The organism is Anaeromassilibacillus sp. An172, from assembly GCF_002160515.1.
GTDB lineage: Bacteria > Bacillota > Clostridia > Oscillospirales > Acutalibacteraceae > Limousia > Limousia pullorum.
Window position 1 is genome coordinate 99545 of the sequence record NZ_NFKS01000007.1, and the last position, 16428, is coordinate 115972.

Annotated in this window: 14 protein-coding genes and 1 other RNA gene; 6 read left to right on the forward strand and 9 right to left on the reverse strand. The window is 41.1% G+C overall.

The features are described from left to right. Positions 1-14: 14 nt before the first annotated feature. Complete coding sequence (locus tag B5F08_RS05105; RefSeq protein WP_087377035.1) at positions 15-1949, reverse strand: NAD(+) synthase; 1935 nt, start codon at positions 1947-1949, stop codon at positions 15-17. A 257-nt stretch (positions 1950-2206) separates the two neighbouring features. Here B5F08_RS05105 and B5F08_RS05110 point away from each other — a divergent pair, with 257 nt between their 5' ends. The 4 genes from B5F08_RS05110 to B5F08_RS05125 all read left to right on the forward strand — a co-directional run bounded on the left by B5F08_RS05110 (position 2207) and on the right by B5F08_RS05125 (position 4298). After that, positions 2207-2509: a DUF1292 domain-containing protein gene (locus B5F08_RS05110; RefSeq protein WP_087377037.1), complete on the forward strand. Its 303-nt coding sequence runs from the start codon at positions 2207-2209 to the stop codon at positions 2507-2509. A 47-nt stretch (positions 2510-2556) separates the two neighbouring features. Further along, positions 2557-2751: non-coding RNA, 6S RNA (gene ssrS / locus B5F08_RS05115), on the forward strand. A 106-nt stretch (positions 2752-2857) separates the two neighbouring features. Next, positions 2858-3832 carry an NAD(P)H-dependent glycerol-3-phosphate dehydrogenase gene (locus B5F08_RS05120; RefSeq protein ID WP_087377040.1) on the forward strand — a complete coding sequence of 325 codons (975 nt, stop codon included), beginning with the start codon at positions 2858-2860 and terminating at the stop codon, positions 3830-3832. A 121-nt stretch (positions 3833-3953) separates the two neighbouring features. Continuing rightward, the gene (locus B5F08_RS05125; protein ID WP_087377066.1) at positions 3954-4298 is read left to right on the forward strand and encodes a type II toxin-antitoxin system PemK/MazF family toxin; all 345 of its coding nucleotides are present in this window, start codon (positions 3954-3956) and stop codon (positions 4296-4298) included. Between the two features lie 138 nt (positions 4299-4436). On the opposite strand, the gene B5F08_RS13235 is transcribed toward B5F08_RS05125, so the two are convergent. The 8 genes from B5F08_RS13235 to B5F08_RS05160 form a co-directional block, all read right to left on the reverse strand. After that, a complete protein-coding gene (locus B5F08_RS13235; RefSeq protein ID WP_158096224.1) occupies positions 4437-4598 on the reverse strand; it encodes a hypothetical protein in 162 nt (53 codons plus the stop codon). A 29-nt stretch (positions 4599-4627) separates the two neighbouring features. Beyond that, positions 4628-5650 carry an ABC transporter permease subunit gene (locus B5F08_RS05130; protein WP_087377042.1) on the reverse strand — a complete coding sequence of 341 codons (1023 nt, stop codon included), beginning with the start codon at positions 5648-5650 and terminating at the stop codon, positions 4628-4630. Positions 5651-5666: 16 nt separating this feature from the next. Next, complete coding sequence (locus B5F08_RS05135; RefSeq protein ID WP_087377044.1) at positions 5667-7175, reverse strand: sugar ABC transporter ATP-binding protein; 1509 nt, start codon at positions 7173-7175, stop codon at positions 5667-5669. A gap of 144 nt (positions 7176-7319) precedes the next feature. Next, complete coding sequence (locus B5F08_RS05140; protein WP_087377046.1) at positions 7320-8381, reverse strand: galactose ABC transporter substrate-binding protein; 1062 nt, start codon at positions 8379-8381, stop codon at positions 7320-7322. Between the two features lie 598 nt (positions 8382-8979). After that, entirely contained in the window at positions 8980-10254 is a 1275-nt protein-coding gene (locus B5F08_RS05145; RefSeq protein ID WP_087377048.1) for a galactokinase, read from the reverse strand. Between the two features lie 61 nt (positions 10255-10315). Further along, a complete protein-coding gene (locus tag B5F08_RS05150; RefSeq protein ID WP_087377050.1) occupies positions 10316-10708 on the reverse strand; it encodes a DUF2500 domain-containing protein in 393 nt (130 codons plus the stop codon). Positions 10709-10729: 21 nt separating this feature from the next. Further along, positions 10730-11791 carry an aldose epimerase family protein gene (locus B5F08_RS05155; protein ID WP_158096225.1) on the reverse strand — a complete coding sequence of 354 codons (1062 nt, stop codon included), beginning with the start codon at positions 11789-11791 and terminating at the stop codon, positions 10730-10732. Between the two features lie 164 nt (positions 11792-11955). After that, entirely contained in the window at positions 11956-12828 is an 873-nt protein-coding gene (locus B5F08_RS05160) for a helix-turn-helix domain-containing protein (RefSeq protein ID WP_087377054.1), read from the reverse strand. A 291-nt stretch (positions 12829-13119) separates the two neighbouring features. Here B5F08_RS05160 and B5F08_RS05165 point away from each other — a divergent pair, with 291 nt between their 5' ends. Together B5F08_RS05165 and B5F08_RS05170 are read left to right on the forward strand one after the other, a co-directional pair. After that, positions 13120-14613 carry a DUF4874 domain-containing protein gene (locus tag B5F08_RS05165; protein WP_087377056.1) on the forward strand — a complete coding sequence of 498 codons (1494 nt, stop codon included), beginning with the start codon at positions 13120-13122 and terminating at the stop codon, positions 14611-14613. An 18-nt stretch (positions 14614-14631) separates the two neighbouring features. Beyond that, the gene (locus tag B5F08_RS05170; RefSeq protein WP_087377058.1) at positions 14632-16248 is read left to right on the forward strand and encodes a dockerin type I repeat-containing protein; all 1617 of its coding nucleotides are present in this window, start codon (positions 14632-14634) and stop codon (positions 16246-16248) included. Positions 16249-16428: the final 180 nt, after the last annotated feature.

Here is a 16428-nt window from a genome sequence, read left to right on the forward strand (position 1 = left end):
AGCACACGTCCTTTTTAGAGTTTTTCTGCCTCCTCCATCCAGACTGCAAAAGCTGCGTCGCTGGGCATTGTAAAATCTCCCCTCGGGGACAATGAAACTGAACCAATCTTAGGTCCGTCGGTCATACAAGACCTCTTGAACTGCTGAGTGAAAAATCTTCTGATAAATACCTTTAACCATGATTTTATCGTATCCTCACTGTAAATTCCATCGAAAGCTGTATTTGCAAGATAAAACACCTTTGACGGTGAAAATCCGTAGCGCACAAAGTAATAAAGGAAGAAGTCGTGAAGCTCGTAAGGACCTACAACATCCTCTGTCTTTTGAGCGATTTCTCCATCATCTGACGGAGGCAAAAGCTCAGGACTTACAGGTGTGTCGAGAATATCCTTCAAAACTGCGCCCAGCTCTTCGTCACAATGGTCTGACTCGTACTGTGTCAAAACTCTTATAAGTGTTTTCGGAATATCTGCGTTTACCGCATACATTGACATATGGTCGCCGTTGTAGGTAGCCCATCCCAAAGCAATTTCGGAAAGGTCGCCTGTTCCCACAACTATAGCTCCCCTTGTGTTTGCCAAATCCATAAGCACCTGTGTGCGCTCTCTTGCCTGGCTGTTTTCATAGGTGACATTTCTCATGGCTTCGTCATGTCCTATATCTATAAAGTGCTGACGAACGGAAGCGGAAATATTTATCTCCTTAAACTCTGTACCGTAGCACTCCGCAAGCTTCTGGGCGTTGGACTTTGTTCTGCTTGTAGTTCCGAAGCATGGCATTGTCACAGTGAGAATATTTTTACTGCTTATTCCAAGCATATCGCAGGCTTTGACACAGGCGATAAGTGCCAAAGTGCTGTCAAGTCCTCCTGACAGACCGATAACCAGCTTGTCACATTTTATATGCTCCATACGAACCGCAAGGGCAGACGCCTGCATTGTGAGTATCTGGCGGCAGGTTTCGTCCATATTCTCTTCCTTTGGAATAAACGGCAGACGGCTTATCTCTCTTCTTAAAATAATCTCTCTTTCGTCCATTGAGAAATAAACCTTTTTGATTATGCGGTCAACACACACGTCGATGTTGTCGGAAGCTATTGCAAAAACTGCGCTCTTTCTGCGGTCGCTTTCCATTTTTTCCAAGTCAAGGTCGCCGTAAACTGCGCCGTTGGTGCAAAGCTCGCTTTCTGTAACAATTACGCCGTTTTCCGCAATAAGTCTGTGTCCTGCGCACACAATATCCGTTGTGCTCTCTCCCAAGGAAGCGGATGTAAAGATATAGCCGCAGAGCATTCTTCCGCTCTGGGATTTTACAACGGAACGTCTGTAATCAGCCTTTCCGATAATCTCGGCGCAGGCAGAAGGGCAAACTGTAATTTTTGCTCCCCCAACAGCCGTAAGATATTCGCTGTTTGGAATAGAAGAAAACAGGGACTCTCCCATATCCACACATACGGAAAACAGGCTGTTTTTCTGATTTTCAAAAACAATATAGGGATTTAACGGCACTGACTTGCAGTCTGCATAGTCGATAGTTCCGTCAAGGCCTATACCGTCTGAAAAATATTTTGCCAGGGAAAACTCGTCATGTCTTTTTATTTTTCTTTTCGGAACAGCTCCCACAACCTTGCCTCTGCTGCAAAACAGGGCGCAGTCATAAAGCTTTCCGCCGTATTTTACGGGAACGCCTATAACAAAGGCGGTCATAAGAAACGCCGTTTCCTCCAGCAGCTTTTTAACCGCATTTTCGGCGCTTTCCAAAAGGGTATTGTGGAAAAACAAATCTCCGCAGGTTATGCCGGTAACGCAAAGCTCCGGAAAAACAACAAGAGAAGTTCTGTTGTCCGCTCCCTCAATTATAAGTTCTTTTATTCTTTCAATATTATACTGGCAGTCCGCAGGATGAACCTTAGGAGACGCCGCACTGACTCTTAAAAAACCGTAATTCATACCATCACCCGCAAAACATGTAATAAATTCCCGAAAAAACTCGGGATATCTCCATTTATCATTATACTCCACACGTGTTAATTTTACAAGTGATGTAATAAAACATTGTTATTCACAAAAACTTTTAAATTTCCTCAAATTTCCATCATACGCATTTTCAATATATTTTACATTTGTAAATTCAAAATATCCGTCAAATTGCTTGACTTTAAATATGAAATGATGTAAAATTAAATCAAAGAAAAGGAGTGATACCAATGAACAATGAATTTTCTGCTGATTTGATCACTTTGATTGACGAAGACAATAACGAGCATACTTTTGAAATTCTCGATACTTTAGAGTACGAAGACAAGGAATATTATGCTCTTTATCCCGTATTCGACGACGCAGAAGAAAGCGTTGAAGACAGCGGCGAATATTATATTATGGAAGTTGTTGAAGAAAACGGCGAAGAGGAATTGGCCGAAGTAGAGGACGACGAGCTTTTGGATAAGCTTGCTGAGATTTTTGAACAGCGTTTTGAAGAGCTTTTTGACGACGATGAAACCGAAGAATAATCCCGTTCTTTTCAGAATATAATATTGTTGTAAACTTAAACTTGCTTAATTCCCTGCTTAATGCGTGAAAGTTGTTAAAATAACCCTACAACTAATAAATAGGGAGCCTAATCTCTTTTGACGGTGTGAAGACCTCCTCGATTTTCGGGACGAAGGAATCCTAAAGCCAAAAGGCGGCACCCACCTGCTTTTCTTTTCGTAGGCAGGTTATCTTAAACAACACACGGTTAAGCGGGGTTACTTTTATGAGATAGATCGGGCAGAGAATACCCGGTCTTTTTTCTTTTATTAAGACTGAAATCTGACGCCCTTGCGTCTTTTAAAATAAAATTAAAGATGGTGAATAATATGAACGTTTCTGTTTTGGGCTGCGGAAGATGGGGAAGCTGCATAGCTTGGTATCTTGATAAAATCGGTCACAATGTTACCTCCTGCGGACTTGCGGACGCCCCGGAATTTATACAGCTTTCTACCGAGAGAAAAAATGATTATCTGTCTTTCCCTCCTTCAATAACCGTAACCTCAGACTTGGGACAGGCTATCTCTACAGCCGAGGTTATAATAATTTCCATTTCCTGTCAGCATCTCCGTTCCTACATGGTGGACATCGCAAAACACGACTTGAAAAATAAAATTATTGTGCTTTGCATGAAAGGAATTGAGGTTTCCACAGGCTGCCGTTTAAGCGAGGTTGTAGGGGATTTTGTAGACGAAAAGGAAACCCCTATCGCCGTTTGGGTAGGTCCCGGACATCCTCAGGATTTTGTAAAGGGAATACCAAACTGCATGGTTATAGACAGCAACAACAAGGATGTAAAAACAAAGCTTGTTGAGGAATTTTCAGGAGACATCATACGTTTTTATATAGGAACAGACCTTATCGGCTCTGAAATAGGAGCCGCCGCCAAAAACGTGGTGGGAATTGCCGCAGGTATTCTGGACGGTCTTAATTTCACCTCACTTAAAGGCGCATTGATGGCGAGAGCTCCATATGAGGTTTCAAGACTTATAAAAGCCGTTGGCGGAAACGAGAAAAGCGCATACGGACTTTGCCATCTGGGAGATTATGAAGCCACACTGTTTTCTAAATGGAGTCACAACAGACAGTTCGGCGAGGACTTTGCCCACGGCAAAAGATTTGAAAAGCTTGCAGAAGGTGTTATGACCTCAAAGGCTCTTTTAAAGATGGGCGAACGCTACGACGTTGACCTTCCTATTGTAAGAGCTGTAACAAACGTATTGTTTGACGGCAACTCCATAAAGGAAACCCTTGACGCTTTGTTCGCAAGAGAAATAAGAGACGAATTCTGGCAGGTTGACTGATATCATAAAAAATAAATATCACCCATTTTCATGTTTTTAAATAATATGTAATGTCACGGTATAAAAGAAAAATCCCATGGCAAAAATATTATTGAAAACAAAAACATGGAGCGTGAACAATGTGAACATACGACGTGGTGATATATATTATGCAGATTTAAGTCCGGTGGTGGGCTCGGAACAAGGGGGTATACGACCTGTTCTGATTGTGCAAAACGATGTGGGAAACAAGTTCAGCCCCACCGTAATTGCCGCCGCCATTACAAGCCAGCAGTCAAAAGCCAATCTGCCCACACACATAGCCATTGACACAACGGGAAGCGGTCTTGCAAAGGACAGCGTTGTGCTTTTGGAGCAGATAAGAACCATAGACAAAAAACGACTTCGTGAAAAAATGGGCAGCGTTGACAACGGCTACATGGATAAGATAAACAAGGCTATTTCCATTTCTTTCGGATTGCTTTAAAATAACTTTTTATAAAAAGGACAAACCCTAAAAAATATTACAGGAGAGCGCACATTGTACGCTCTCCTGTTTTTAGGTTTATGGCAAATGAATAATAAAGAAAAATATGTAGTCAGTCATGAAATATCTTTTTAGACATTATCTGGTCAGGTAACCGAAAACCAGCACTCCCACAATAGCAATAATACAAATGGCGATTATTATATCTATCTGTTTAAGGGTAAAAGGCAGTTTTTCGTAAAAATTTTCTTTGCTTTGAGTGAATGCGCTCTTTGGTTTCTGGTCTTTTTTCTCTTCCATTTTCAATCTCCTTTCCCTTTATACAGAAATTATTTCTTAGCCAAATACTTACGGATATCCAAGGATACTGCCAATACGATAACAAGACCCTGAACAATGTAGTTGTAGTATGGGTTAACGTTCATGAACTGGAGGCAAATCTTGAGGATTTCAAATACCAGAACACCGATGAGAACGCCGCCTACTCTACCGATACCACCTGTTGTGGATACGCCGCCGATTGTACATCCTGCGATAGCCTCAAGCTCGTAGCCCATACCAAGGCTGGAAGCTGCGCCGCCGGACTTACCTGCAAGGAGGAAACCTGCAACGCCGTACATAACGCCTGCTACTGTGTAAATGAGTATCTTTGAACGAACTGTGTTAACACCGGAAACCTCTGCTGCGTTTTCGTTTCCGCCGATAGCGTACATATTCTTTCCGTATGTGGTTTTATTGTAGAGAACCCAGAAAACAACGCCAAAAATTACAGCGATTATCATAAGGTAAGGCAATACCTTTTCACCGTTAATGTTAAACAAAGCGCCGCTTGTAAACTTTGTATAGCTTTCCTGGAAACCACCGATAGGTGTTGCGTTTGTAAAGATAAGTGTAGTACCGTAGATAGCTGTCTGTGTACCCAAAGTTGCGATAAATGGAGGAACTTTAAGGATACTGATGATAAGTCCGTTGATAAGACCGATAACACCTGTAATAGCTACAACTATAAGGAATGCAATAAACATATTCATCTGAGGCATTCCCGGGAACATACGGCCTACATAGTCTATATCCTGCATCAAAACACCGCCTACACAGGCTGCAAGACCTGCGGCACGTCCGGCTGAAAGGTCGGTACCTTTTGTAATCAAACATCCTGAAACACCGAGAGCAATCAAAAATCTGATTGATGTGTTCATAGCCAGGTTGTTGAAGTTACCCATTGTGAAAAAGTTGTTTGTTGTAAAACCAACAATTAAAGCCATTATTATAAGCAATTCAATAATAGCATTATTCAGCAGAAATCTTCCCACTGATTTCGGGGTTATTTTTGTGCTTTTTATTTTACCCATTTTCGGTTAATCCTCCTTATGCAAACTGTGTGGCAAGTTCCATAATATTTTCCTGTGTTGCGTCCTTGCCATCGATGAATCCGGTGATACGTCCGTCACACATAACCATTACTCTGTCCGCCATTCCGATAAGCTCGCTCATTTCTGAGGAAATAAGGATAATAGCTTTTCCCTCTTTTGCAAGCTCGGAAATAATGCAGTAAATTTCGTATTTTGCGCCTACGTCAATACCACGGGTAGGCTCGTCCAGAATCAAAACATCCGGATTATTGGCAAGCCATCTGCCTATGAGAACCTTCTGCTGGTTACCGCCGGACAAAGACTGAATAAGCGTTTTACTTGACGGCGCTTTAATGTTCATCTTTTTAACGTTGTCCTGAACAAGATTCTCTATTTTTCTATTGTTGATAAGAAAACCGAAGTCTCTGTACTTTTTCAGTGAAGCTATGGAAATATTATCAGCTATTGAGAGAACTCCCATAATACCGGTGGCTCTTCTGTCCTCGGTAAGCATCGCAATTCCCTGGTCGATAGCGTCCTTAGGACGTCTTATTTTCAGCTCTTTGCCCTTGTAGTAAATCTTTCCTTTACTGTGGCTTCTGATACCGAAAATACCCTCCATAAGCTCTGTTCTCTGTGCGCCTACAAGTCCGCCTACGCAGAGGATTTCTCCGGCTCTAAGCTCGAAATTGATATCTCTGAAGCTCTTGGGATTAATGGATGTAAAGTCCTCAACCTTGAATACAACCTCGCCGGGCTGATTTATCTTAGGCGGGAACAGGTTTGTAAGCTCACGACCAACCATCTTTGTAATAATCATATCGGTTGTAAGCTCTTTTGCGTCCCATGTTCCGATGTACTGACCGTCACGCATGATTGTAACTTCGTCTGAAATTCTAAGAATTTCGTCCATCTTATGGCTTATATATACAATGGAAACGCCCTCTGCCTTTAAGTCCTCTATAATTCTGAAAAGAGCTTCAACCTCTTTTGCGGTAAGTGAAGAGGTAGGCTCGTCCAAAATCAAAACCTTACAGTTTGCGGAAACCGCCTTTGCGATTTCAACTGACTGCATCTGAGAAACGCTCAATGTACCAACATGCTGCTTTGGGTCAAAGTCCATTCTAACTTTTTTCAAAAGCTTCTCGGTATCACTGTACATCTTTTTATGGTCAACAAATAATCCACCGAATTTTTTTGGATAGCGTCCCAAGAATATATTTTCACCGACGCTTCTTGCCGGTATGGGCTGCAATTCCTGATGCACCATTGCTATGCCCTTGTGAAGAGCATCCAGCGGGTCTTTTATTTTTACGGGTTTTCCCTCGTAAAAGATTTCGCCCTCGTCCATCTTATATATACCGAACATGCATTTCATAAGAGTGGACTTTCCTGCGCCGTTTTCACCCATAAGCGCATGAACCGTACCGGGCTTGAGTCTTAGCTGGGCATGATCAAGGGCTTTAACGCCGGGAAATGTTTTAACAACGCCTCTCATTTCCAGACGATACTGTGTATCTGCCATGCTGTTTTTCCTCCTGTTCTCAAAAAATATTGCAGGTGACCTTCATTCAGACAATGAAGCTCACCTGCAAATTAAACTCAATATGTATTTAAAATTTAATCGGCTTTAATAAGCTCCCTGCACACAATGCAAGTGACTCAATAATTATGCTGCTGCCTCTGTTGTTTCTTCAGCCTCTGTCTCTTCTTCGGTTGCAGAATCGCTTGATGTAACCTTCTCATAGTCGATCCAGTAGTAATCCTCGATAGCCTCGCCGTTAACAGCCTTGATAGCAACGTCAACTGCTGTGTGTGACTGGTCGATATGGTTGTTACGAACTGTACCTGTCAATTCACCCTTATTGAGAAGATCCATAGCCTGGTCGATAGCGTCAACACCTACAAGATAGATGTCCTTGCCAACTGTGCGGCCTGCCTGCTTAATAGCTGCTGATGCGCCAACTGCCATACCGTCGTTGTTGCAGAAGATAACGTCAACCTTGTCGCCGAACTGTGCAAGTCCGTTAGCAGCAATCTGCTGGCCTTGGTCTGTTGCCCAGTTACCGATCTGGTTCATAAGCTCTTCAACTTCGATACCTGCGTCTGTGAGAGCCTTGATTGAATACTCTGTACGGAACTGTGCGTCGGAGTTCTCAGGGTCGCCCTGAATCATGATATAACGAACAACGCCGTCGCCGTCTGCGTCACCCTTGTTTGGAAGGTCACGGATGATTTCGCCCTGATATGTACCGGACTGCTTTGCATCTGCGCCAACATAGCAAACCTTGTCGCTGCTTGTGATAACGCTTCCGTCAGGCTCACGGTTGATGATTACAACAGGAATGTTTGCCTCTACGCACTTGTCAACAAGAACCTTTGCGGAAGATGTCTGAACAGGATTGAGAATAATTGCGTCCATACCCTGTGTGATGAAGCTGTTGATCTGCTCTGTCTGAGTAGCCATGTCGTTTTTGCCGTCTACCAATGTGAGCTTGTATTCAACATCTGTTGAAGACTCGTTGAGAGATTTTACATAGTTTTCCATCTCTGTGCGGTAAAGAGTCATGAAGTTGTCGTCATACTGATAAATAGCAGCGCCTATGTTTACAACCTTCTTGTCGCCGCCGTCTGTAGCTTCGTCTGTAGCTTCATTACCGCCGCAAGCTGCCAAAGATGCCATCATAAAGATTGTGAGCATCAGTGCAATAATTTTTTTCATTTTCTTCATTTGTGTTTTCTCCTTTTCTTAAATAAAAAATTACCATTTAGGATTTTTGTCATTGTGAAAGTCAAACTAAAGAGCAAAAAGTGAGTTTTTAACGTAAAATCTACCGCTTATTTTACTTAAAAACCACTTTTTACACGTTTTTTTCACAAATTTTTCATCTATATTTTATCAAAACGAAAATTCCATGTCAACATAATATATATAAATTTTACACGCACTAAAAAATTTTATCTATTATTTACTGTGAAATCGTTTTTTTTCAAGTTTTCTATAGTAATTCTTCCAACAAGTTTCGTCAATATACACAAAACAGCACCGTGTTACATTTTACATTATGCATAAAGGTTAAATATTCAATTTTTTTGCTCTACCGCCGCTTTTTACCCTATGTCATAGCTTTTTTACGATTATTCTTATTATAAAATAAAGATACTGTTATAATTTTCCGAAGCTTTATACCTGTGTATCAGCCCATCGATACACCTTTTATATTCAAAAATTGTTCACTGAAATTAATGCACATATAAAAAACCGCAAACAACCAATATCGCTGTCTGCGGTTAAAAACACTATCTTATGTATATGTTTGCTGTATGTATCACATTATATGGAATCCAACAGGTCTTATAAAGAGCACATGACATGAATCCTCGCCGAGAACGGACTCTATTCCTGTTTTAAATCTGTCCAAAATATCGTATGGAACAAAAGCCTGAACAGTGCCTGCAAAACCGCCTCCGTGAATTCTGTATGCTCCTCTGCCCTCAAGGAAGTTGTCGCAGAGCATCAATGACAGTGCCACGTCCTGGTGTTCTTTGTAGCCTGCCGGAATAACATTCTGCAAATACATCCATGAGGATCTGCCGGATTCCTTAACAAGACGGAGGAAAGTGTCAAAGTCATTGTTTTTCAGAGCTTCAGCCTGCATTGGAACTCTTTCGTCATCATTATAGAAATGCACGGCACGGAGTACAGCTCTGTCACCTGCCAGTCGGCGAAGGCTTGGGATGTTTGACATTACATCCTCTTTTGGTATATCTCTAAGAACATCTTTTCCGAAATAATTGCTGATAACTTTAAGTTCTATCGGAATTGCCGCATACTCGTCTGTAAGGTCGGCGTGGTCTGCTCCTGTGTCGATAATGCAGAGAGCATATCCCGATTTTGAAAAATCAAAATCAACCTTTGTTATCTGAGGATTTTTAGGGTCATTAAAATCCATTTCAACCATATTTCCGGCGGCAGAGGCTGTCTGGTCAAGAAGTCCGCAGGGCTTTCCGAAATAAACGCTCTCTGCGTACTGGCTTATCTGAGCAATTTCAACAGGCGACGCCTTATCCCCGTTAAAAAGGTGATTAATAAAGGAAGCTATTAAGACCTCGTAAGCGGCAGATGAGGAAAGACCGCTGCCCTTGAGAACATTGGAAACTGTGTAAACGTCAACGCCTTTGATATCACAGCCCTTTTCGCTGAATTTCTTCAGAACACCACGGATAAGAGAAGCAGACTTATTTATCTCATCCTGATGTATCTCCAAATCGTTTATATCTATTGAATCTTCATTGTAGCCCTTTGATTTAACTCTAACCTTATCTGTGCCGTTGAGAGCAACTGCTGCGATTATGTCCAGATTTACACTTCCGGCAAGACATCTTCCGTGCTGGTGGTCTGTGTGGTTTCCGCCGATTTCTGTACGTCCAGGAGCAGAGCAAAGCATAACCTCTCTCTGGTCAGCGCCGAAATACTCTTCAAATCCCTCAAGAACCTCTATGTAACGGCTCTTGTTCTCTTCTGTTTCATTGTAAAGCTTTTGAAGCTCTGCGTCCATTTTGCCGCAGGAAAAATCTTCTTTCCATTGATTTATAGTTTTCATATTGCACCTCATTATTATATATTATCATTTGCCGAAACTTTTCCGGCAAAACAAAATTTAATCACTGTCTTTTAAAATCTATACACCTGGTTCCCTGGAAGGTAAGCTGTCCGTAATCCCCCTCAGCCATCATTCCGTATTGGAAAGCGTTTACAGGAAGCTCCATTCGGTCACCGCTTTCAAACTGGAATGTTACATAATACCATGTTGAGCTGGGCGTATACATTGTACCTCCCATACGTGTGCGGTGACGGTTGGTGATATCCATTCTTTTACCAACAATCCGTGCGTTTACGGTCTGTCTTGGGGAATGGTTGTTTTTATTCCACTGACCTACGTTTCGGACTATTATATAAACAAATATGCCTATAACTACAAGAAAAATCAGAATAAACACCACAAGAAACACCCAGAAAAAGGGTGATGTATCGTCAAACTCGTATCTAAATCCCATATTATAACCTCGTAAAATTTATTAAATTACAGAGAATTTGTAAACTGTCATTTTTCCGTACATTTTGCCCTTTTTAAGTATCGGCGACGGGAAATCGCTGTGGTTTATTGCGTCGGGGAAATTCTGGGTTTCCAAAGCCACGCCGTCGTTTTCTCTGTAGATTTTTCCCTCTTTTCCCTTTCTCTCTGTGAGAAAGTTCGCCGTATACATCTGCATACCCGGCTGTGTTGTATACATATCCATAACAATAGAGGTTTCCTCTCCTATAAGGCGTGCCGCTTTTTGAAGAGCTACAATTTGGTAAGGTTTTTCATAATATCCTGAAAGCACAAAATTGTGGTCATAGCCGTTGGCTATTTTAAGCTGGCGGTCATCCATATTTATATCCTGTTTCAAAGCCTTTGGCTCTGTAAAATCAAAAGCTTTGTTTTCTTTTACAGGAAGAATTTTGCCTGTAGGAATAAGATTTTCGTTGATTTCCGTTATTCCGTCTGCAAAAATCTGAACTTTTTGCTCCAAAGCCTTTCCGCTTCCCTGTCCGTTTAAATCAAAATAGGTGTGGTTTGTAAAATTTACAATGGTATCCTTTGAGGAAACAGCACGGCTGTTAAATATCAACTGGTTATCATCTGTAAAGGTATATTCCACCGTTATTTTCATTTCTCCCGGGTAGCCCTCTTCTCCGTCCTTGGAAACAGCGGTAAATTTAACGGTATTTTCCTTTATTTCAAAGTCATACACCTTACTGCTGAACCCGTTTACTCCTCCGTGGAGATGATTTACGCCGTTATTTGCTGCAAGCTTATAGGTGACTCCGTTAAGACTGAAAACACCGTTTGCAATTCTGTTTGCACATCTTCCAACGAACATGCCCAAATATCCGTCGTTTTCCCTGTATTCTTCAAGAGTGTCATAACCAAGACATACATCTGTTAAAACACCGTTTTTATCCGGAACGCAGATTGAGACTATTGTACAGCCATAGTTTGTAATTGTGACAAAAGCGCCGGATTTATTGGTTATTTTGAGCAAATAAACCTTATTTTCATTGTCTATTTTACCAAAATCAAATATTTCAGTCAAAATATCACCCCATTTATTCATACATTAAATATCGCTTAACACGCACTAAGTATACCACGAGGTAAATTCAATTACAATACAAAGAATTATTTTCGACGATTTCAATAAAAATCATACAAAAAATTTTACTAAAAAACAGGCAGCGTTTTTACTGCCTGTTTTTATTATACCTGACGACTGTTAAGATTCTTAAATTCTCTGGGCGCTACCCCTGCGTATTTCTTAAAAACAGCGGAAAAATACTGCACAGAACCAAAGTTAAGCCGATACGCAATATCCGTAAGGCTTTCATCGCTATCGTATATATATTCAATAGCCTTCTTTATTTTCGTGATATTTATATATTCATTGACCGTTACATTTATATGCTTTTTAAATATTTCCGTGAGATATCTTTTGCTTACATTGCAGTTTTTCGCCACATCAGACAAGGAAATTTTCGCTTCAATATTGTTATTTATATATTCAACCGCCGCAGCTGTAATGGGATGGTCAACCTTTAAAACAGAATTAAATGAATTTTGAATATCCCTTGAAAGAAGCAGTATCAGCTCGTAAATATATAGGTTTGCCAAAGCTATATTATTTATCTGCTTGTCCTCGTTTATCTCGTAAACAATTCTTTTAACACAGGAAAAAATCTCGTCGCTGTACTTTGCTTTCATATACGCCTTGGATTCTGTAGCCATATAGAATAAAAATTTTACCTGCTTGTAGGTTTTTGGGTCCATATTTAAAAAGCTTTCGCTTCTGAAATGCATCTGGAGGAAGTTTGCGGTTTTGTCGTGCTTAACTCTAAAGGAATGTATGCAGTTTGGAAAAAGAACCATAAATTCATTTTCATGAACTGTCACAACCTCGCCGTTTACTATAATGTCACATTCCCCTTTAAGCATAAGGCACAGCTCCACATTTTGATGACAGTGTGGGCCAAAGAAAAAATCCGACTCCAAAAATCTTATCAATGCGTTGTGTATTATATTTTTTTCGTCGTTACTGCTGAGCAGTGCCTCCATTATTACATCCTTTTCCTGCATACAGACACCTTCTTTATAAATATTGGCAATTCCATATAGAATAACTTTGCGCTTTATTTTTTAAATTATAACGGTTTTTCGTTCTATATTTTATAAGTTATTTTATTTTTCTATTATCTCATTCTATAATTTACAGTATACTTTTATCATAAACACGGGAAATAATCAATAGGTAAGCGAAATCTCTGCCATATTTTATAACTGACCTTACATTTACACCGTATTGTATAAGTTTTTTCATCACTTAAATGATAATATATAGATAACAACTAAAAGAAAGGACGGTAAACAATGAAAACTAAAGTATCTAAAATTCTTGCCGCCGCTGTAGCCCTTGTACTGACCGCAAGCATATCCATTGCCGGCATACAAGCTGCCTATAAGAGCAAGATACCGGACAGCAAAACCTACGAGTTCTCCACCGAGGGACTCACCGGCGATAAAACCACCGAATTGATGTCCGCAAACCCTGACAGAGGACTTCGCATGGAGGTATATCTGGACGTTGCCACAGGAATGAGCCTTTTTGAATATGCGGATGTGGACGCATTCCAGCAGCTTCAGGACGAAATCGACAAGTACAAGTCCGACAATCCAACCCTTGTGCAGGTTTATTTCTACCTTACAGGCTACAAGGACAAGGAGCTTGACCAAACCGCTTTTGACAACATGAACAGATATTTCGACATGCTGGAAGAAAACAATCTCAAGGCGGTTTTGAGATTTGCCTACATTTCCGATGACACAAACCCGCTTTCCCAGGAACCAGAGGACGACATGGTTGTAAGACACTGGGAACAGCTTGCACCATTTATAGAAGAAAGACGTGACCAGATTTCCGTATTGCAGGCAGGCTGTGTAGGAGCCTGGGGAGAATGGGACTCAGGCGCAATGTCAAGAGTTGACTACAAAAAAATTCTTGACGCCATTATGGGCAACACTCCCGACGACTTATATGTACAGGTGAGATACAGCTATATAAAGACAGATAATTTCAGCAAAGACGACCCTGACTATGACAGAATAGGTTTCCACGACGACTTCCTTATTGGAAATCTTCACGGCTGGAACACAGCAGGCAGTGACCCTCAGTCAGACAGATATCAGCAGATGTCAGAGGAAAGCTGTTATGTTCCCGTTGACGGAGAGATGATTTGGGGCAGTGCCAACGATTATTACAAAGGTGAAATCGGCGGAGATTACATAAGCTCCATAAAAATGGCAAAGAGAATGGCAGAGCATCATTTTACATCCTTGAGCCTTACCCACAACTACAAGGAAAAAGACGGATACTACTCAATGGAGTACTGGAAAACAGAGTATATCAACCAAAATATCCTTGACGAAAACGGACTTCTCTACGATGAAAGCTGGTTCCTTGATGAAAACGGAAACAATCTCCCGAGAACCATGTTTGATTATATAAAGGATTATTTGGGCTATTATCTGAAAGCCGAAAAAGCTTCAGCGGTTGTAAACGGAGACACTGTTACCGCTACTGTAGCATTAAAGAATTACGGTTTTGCCGCACCTCTTACACTTGATAAAATCGAGCTTGTGCTTCTTGACGCAGACGGAAACCCGGTAAGCAGCAGTGAGTTTTGCAGTCTTGAAGAGCTTCAGTCAGGCTCAACCGTTGAAAAGACAATAGAGCTTCAGCGTCCGGAAAACGGCAGAGGCTACAGACTTGCTTTGAGACTCTCTTCAAGAAACGGCGACACAGCAAGACTTGCCAACAACATAGAATACACCGACGGATACAACATCCTTGGCGATTTGATATAATGAAGGGAGATTGTACAAATGAAAGCTTTTAAAACTTCCAAAAGGGTTTTATCATCATTGATAGCCATAATGCTTTTGGTTATGTCCTGTCAAAGCTTTTTGGCGGCAGACGGAGATGAGAAAAAACCTCTTAACATCCCTGAAATAACCCTTGAAAATCTTCAGGTAAGAGGAGGAAGCACAACCTATCTTGTGGACAATCCTCCATACAGCGAAACAGCTCCGACCATGAGAGATTTTGACTTCGGTCCCGGAAGCGACAACATGCAGGACGCATACATCGTATACAACTACGGCAACGAAGTCATGATAGAGTCATTGACACTTGTAGGCTGGTGGCCAAAAGACCAGGCAGTAAAAAATATCAGCCTTGAGTATTTCAAGGACGGTCAGTGGGTAACTGCACAGGAAAATATTGAAGTACCATGGCAAACCTCGGGCGGAACAGAAGAAGAGGTTGAAATCACTCTCACCGAACCTGTTACCACCATGAAATTCAGAGTAAAAATCAACAGCGCATATCATTCATGGTCAGATAAAATCTGTATGCACCTTATGCGTCCAAACGGATACATAGTTACAGAATTTAAGCCACTTACAGACGCAATAGCTCAGGCGGAAAAGCTTGTATCACAGGTTCTCATAGGCAATAAGGACGGAGAATTTTCTCAGGACGCAGTTGACAGCCTTAATGCTGTTACAAATGAGATAAAGGAAAAGCTTGACGCAGGACTTGTAACAGCAGATGACATTCCTGTGATGATTGAGCAGATAGAAACTGCAATAGAAGAATTTACCTCCTCACAAAACCCAATGGAGAACGCACCTGCCGCAGAAGCTGAAAATCTCACAGTATCTTTGGGAAACACAGCATATCTTACAGACAGACAGATTTCAACAGGAATGACCGTTTCCTTTACAGACAGTGAAAATCCCGCTTATCTGACACTTGATTTCTCAGGAAAAAATCTCAACGCCACAGGACTCACCCTCCTTGCCTCCTCATCAGATAAATTTACTTTAAATATGAGTGCGGAAGCTGAAATCGACGGAGTATGGACAGAAATCGCCGCCGGTACAGATTTTAACTACCGCTGTGACGTACAGGGAACCGAGGGACACAAAATTACCTTTGACTCCTGTACAGCTTCAAAATTCAGAATTAAAATTAACAGTTCTACAGCTGAAAGCTTTACAGTTTATGAAATCCTCTGGGACGGACTTTATGACACAGACACCTCTGCAATGGATAATCTTATAAATAAGGCAAATTCAATAATTAAAAATCCTGCCTCTTCCGATTACCCAGACCTTTTGGATATTCTGAAAATTGTTCTTTCACCTGCTGAAAATCAGGAAACTTCAATTCTTGCAAATCAGGGAAAAATTGACACAATTACCCAGCTCCTTTCAGAAGCAATTTCCGCTTTTGACGGACTTGCTCAGTATGAAAAGGGAGATGTAAACCACAGCGGTTCCCTTGAAATTGAGGATGTTACACTTATACAAAAACACATTGTTAAATTATTACAGGAAACAGATTTCTTTGATGAGTACCTTGCAGACGTTGACAATGATGGAGTAATATCAATCAAGGACGCAACCTCAATTCAGATTGCAATTTCCAGCAAGTGATAAAACAGCAAACCATATTTTCTTCATAAATCTTCTTTTTTAACATTAAAAGCCGGCATCTTAAATGATGCCGGCTTCAGCTTGTCCAAAAACCCTGAATTTCTATCTGAAATTCAGGGTTTTTGCGTTTATCAAGCAACCAACACTTTGATAAAAAAGAAGGAGGAATTGGGGTTTAGC